The organism is Pseudomonas fluorescens, from assembly GCF_902497895.1.
GTDB classification, from domain to species: Bacteria; Pseudomonadota; Gammaproteobacteria; order Pseudomonadales; family Pseudomonadaceae; genus Aquipseudomonas; species Aquipseudomonas fluorescens_BP.
In genome coordinates, this window is record NZ_CABVHQ010000141.1 from 1 (window position 1) to 3,563 (window position 3,563).

Consider the following 3,563-nt stretch of genomic DNA (forward strand, 5'->3'; position numbering starts at 1 on the left):
GATCTTTTCGGCTCACACCGCCAAGATCAAAAGATCGCAGCCTGCGGCAGCTCCTACGGGGGATTGCAGGCACTCTCTACATTGTGGGTGGATTGGGTCGGCGTAGGAGCTGCCGATAGGCTGCGATCTTTTCGGCTCACACCGCCAAGATCAACAGATCGCAGCCTGCGGCAGCTCCTACGGGGGATTGCAGACACTCTCTACATTGTGGGTGGATTGGGTCGGCGTAGGAGCTGCCGATAGGCTGCGATCTTTTCGGCGGGCGCCACCTATCCCGAGATGCCGCGAAGTTCAAAAAATCGCAGCCTGCGGCAGCTATATTGGGAATGCGTAGCTCTGGCAGACACATAAAAAACCCGGCTTTCGCCGGGTTATGTGTTTCAGGAGCCGTCAGAGTTCAACTGTCTGGCATCCAGGCATTTCAAACCTGGAGCTGGCTCTCCAGCTGCATGCCCAGCGCAGTCCTGCTGAAGCCGTTCTCGGCCAGTACCGGTAATGCGCCCCTGCCCGCCAATGGCGTCAGTTGGAAACAGATGCCGCTGTCACCGCGATGGTTTTCACTGGCGGCATTGGCATGGACGGCAGCGCCCGCCAGGGAAAATACGATCGAGGTCAAATAGCTTTTAAGGTTTTGCATGGGTCTCATCCTGGTTTCAAAGCAAGGCTGGAAGGGAAATGAACCACAGGAGAATCAGCCCCCTTCGAGGCAGGTATCAGCGAATTTTCTGTAGTCCAGAACCTGCGTCAGACCCTGGGAATCCAGGTAGGTCAAGCGGGCATTCACCACCCCGCAGGACGGGCCTGCATCCTGGGTCATCGACAGGACTTTCTGGATATCCAGGTGCGTGTCATAGGAGTAGGCCTGAGCGTTGACGGTGGTTTGCGCCTGTGCCGAAATCGCGCAGAGGTTCAGTGCGGCAAACAGGCCGGCAGCGTAGATAGTTTTCAAGTTCATGGTCATTCCTCGGGTCTTCAATGGGTTGCTCTCTCAATGGAGCCGAGGCGTGTCGCATTGCCTCGATGGGGCCTATTGAATGCCCTTGAGGTATCCCGAATGTGTCAAAAATAGCCGCTGATTAAATCGCCAGGTATCCAGGTGGCGTCTGGATACACACGGATACATCCAAGCGAAAAAACCTGCTTTTCGCCGCTGTTTGTACGCAAATGTATCCACGGCGCCGCGGTATACACAAAATTGCACAGCGACAAGTTTGGGACATACCCGCAACACACTGCCTTGAAAGGGTCATCGCGGCGGTGTTTACCTATTCCAATTTCAAACGCATACCGATGAGTGCCTGGTACGTACTGCCCTTTGGAATTATCTTTTCCGCGATCGTCATCAGGCTCTTGGGCAAGCTGGCACAAGCGACAAACCGCAGTCAGGCCCTGCAGCGAAGTGCCGCTCGAGATTCAGCGGTGGTGTCCTGATCGAGTCTTCACCACCAACGGGTGTTGAGTCACAGTGAAACGGCCGCATAGGGCGTTGGCCTGTCAGTGGTCAGGTATGGGAATAAATCTGGACTGTTTTACCGACTTGAACGAGAAGCTTGAATAGATCTCCTTCACTCCGGGCAATGTTTGCAGAACCTCTCGTGCAAACTCACCAAACGACTCCAGGTCCTTGGCCACTACTTCAAGCAAGAAATCATATCGACCGGATACGTTATGACAGGTAACGATCTCGGGGATTTCCAGCAGTCTTTTTTCGAAGTGCCGCGCGTTATCTTTAGAGTGCGAGCTCATCATTACGCTGACGAATGCGGTGACCCCATATCCGAGTTCTTTCGGCGACAGGATCGCTTGATAGCCGGTAATGGCGCCCCGCTCTTCCAGCATCTTTATCCGCCTCCAGCAGGGAGAGGTGGTCAACGAGACGCTGTCTGCCAGCTCGGCCACGGTCAGTCTGGCATTACCTTGCAGGGCGGCGAGTAAAGCTCTATCGGTTCGATCCAGAGTCGTTGGCATGTTTTGCCTCAGATAGCCGTATTTTCTTGTTTTTAACCCAATCAATCATCTATTTCAGGGTTTATTTGGAATTTTAATCTTGGATTTTTAGCATAGCATTATTGAAAATCCAGGAGCATCGTCATGAGTCATAAAAATAAAGACCTTGGCTTTTCCACTCGCGCGATCCATCACGGTTACGATCCGCTGGACAATAAAGGTGCACTGGTTCCGCCGATTTATCTCACTGCTACTTTTGCTTTTCCTTCAGCGGAGTATGGCGCGGGCTGTTTTAGTGGCGAAGAAAACGGACATTTCTACACGCGCATCTCAAACCCGACCCTGGCCTTGCTCGAGTCGAGAATGGCGACACTGGAAGGTGGCGAGGCCGCAGTCGCCTTCGGCTCCGGCATGGGAGCTATCGCCGCGACACTCTGGACACTGCTCAGACCCGGAGACGAGATCCTGGTCAATCGTACGTTGTACGGCTGCACCTTCGCCTTTTTGCACCATGGTATTGGCGAGTTCGGTATTAAAGTCCGCCATGTGGACATGTCGAACCTGGCTGAACTGAGGGATGCCATCACTCCGGCGACCCGGATGATTTATTTCGAATCCCCTTCCAATCCGAACATGCAATTGGTCGATATCCAGGCCGTGTCCACCCTGGCGCGGCAACACACCGATATCACGGTGGTGGTTGATAACACCTTCTGTTCGCCGTACTTACAGCGGCCCCTGGAACTGGGGGCCGACGTAGTCGTGCATTCGGCCACCAAGTACCTCAGCGGGCACGGGGATATCACGGCGGGCATCGCCATCACCAGCAAAGCGCTGGCGGACCGGATTCGTCTTGAAGGTCTGAAGGATATGACCGGCGCCGTGATGTCTCCACAGGACGCGTTCTTGCTGATGCGCGGGTTGAAGACCCTGGCGTTGCGCATGGACCGACACTGCAGTAACGCTCAAGGCATTGCTGAATACCTGCAGCGTCATCCTGCTGTGGAGTGGGTGGCTTATCCCGGACTGCGCTCCTTCGCCCAGTACGAACTGGCCTCACGGCAGATGAAGGGGCCTGGCGGAATGATCGCGTTTGAACTCAAGGGCGGTATCGAGACCGGTAGACAGTTCATGAACGCACTCAACCTGTTCAGTAGAGCTGTCAGCCTTGGCGACGCCGAATCCCTGGCACAACACCCGGCGAGCATGACCCACTCCACCTACACCCCAGAGGAGCGTGCGCACCATGGCATCTCCGAAGGATTGGTGCGTCTGTCGGTCGGACTCGAAGATATCAGCGATCTGCTGGCTGATATTGGCCAGGCATTGGAAACCTGCACCCAGGGTAGGAGCAGCCGGTCGACGCTCGATTGCTGCAATGGCGATCTCGAGGCCGCCATCGCGAGCAATCGAGCGTCGACCGGCTGCTCCTACAAATCGCGCGCAAAAACAAAACCCCTACCTGCATACGCAGATAGGGGTTTCGGAATTTAATCTTGACGATGACCTACTCTCACATGGGGAAACCCCACACTACCATCGGCGATGCATCGTTTCACTGCTGAGTTCGGGATGGGATCAGGTGGTTCCAATGCTCTATGGTCGTCAAGAAATTC

The 3,563-nt window shown here is 54.9% G+C and carries 4 protein-coding genes, 1 rRNA gene and 1 pseudogene; 2 read left to right on the forward strand and 4 right to left on the reverse strand.

All coding sequences use genetic code 11. The annotated features are described in order from the left end of the window. Positions 1-421: 421 nt before the first annotated feature. Positions 422-637 carry a hypothetical protein gene (locus F8N21_RS30050; RefSeq protein ID WP_150645575.1) on the reverse strand — a complete coding sequence of 72 codons (216 nt, stop codon included), beginning with the start codon at positions 635-637 and terminating at the stop codon, positions 422-424. A gap of 54 nt (positions 638-691) precedes the next feature. Continuing rightward, entirely contained in the window at positions 692-955 is a 264-nt protein-coding gene (locus tag F8N21_RS30055; protein ID WP_150645576.1) for a DUF2790 domain-containing protein, read from the reverse strand. Between the two features lie 290 nt (positions 956-1,245). On the opposite strand from F8N21_RS30055, the pseudogene F8N21_RS31230 reads away from it, so the two are divergent. Beyond that, positions 1,246-1,431: pseudogene (locus F8N21_RS31230) on the forward strand (hypothetical protein); the annotation flags it as partial. Positions 1,432-1,494: 63 nt separating this feature from the next. Here F8N21_RS31230 and F8N21_RS30065 read toward each other — a convergent pair. Then, positions 1,495-1,968, reverse strand: a complete 474-nt coding sequence (locus F8N21_RS30065) for an Lrp/AsnC family transcriptional regulator (protein WP_150645577.1) — start codon at positions 1,966-1,968, stop codon at positions 1,495-1,497. Positions 1,969-2,091: 123 nt separating this feature from the next. Here F8N21_RS30065 and F8N21_RS30070 point away from each other — a divergent pair, with 123 nt between their 5' ends. Further along, the gene (locus F8N21_RS30070; protein WP_150645578.1) at positions 2,092-3,441 is read left to right on the forward strand and encodes a methionine gamma-lyase; all 1,350 of its coding nucleotides are present in this window, start codon (positions 2,092-2,094) and stop codon (positions 3,439-3,441) included. On the opposite strand, the gene rrf is transcribed toward F8N21_RS30070, so the two are convergent. Continuing rightward, positions 3,442-3,557 (reverse strand): 5S ribosomal RNA (gene rrf / locus F8N21_RS30075). Positions 3,558-3,563: the final 6 nt, after the last annotated feature.

Coding starts and splice junctions, on each gene's coding strand:
- F8N21_RS30050 (WP_150645575.1), bottom strand. CDS start 637: ATGCAAAACCTTAAAAGCTATTTGACCTCGATCGTATTTTCCCTGGCG.
- F8N21_RS30055 (WP_150645576.1), bottom strand. CDS start 955: ATGAACTTGAAAACTATCTACGCTGCCGGCCTGTTTGCCGCACTGAAC.
- F8N21_RS30065 (WP_150645577.1), bottom strand. CDS start 1,968: ATGCCAACGACTCTGGATCGAACCGATAGAGCTTTACTCGCCGCCCTG.
- F8N21_RS30070 (WP_150645578.1), top strand. CDS start 2,092: ATGAGTCATAAAAATAAAGACCTTGGCTTTTCCACTCGCGCGATCCAT.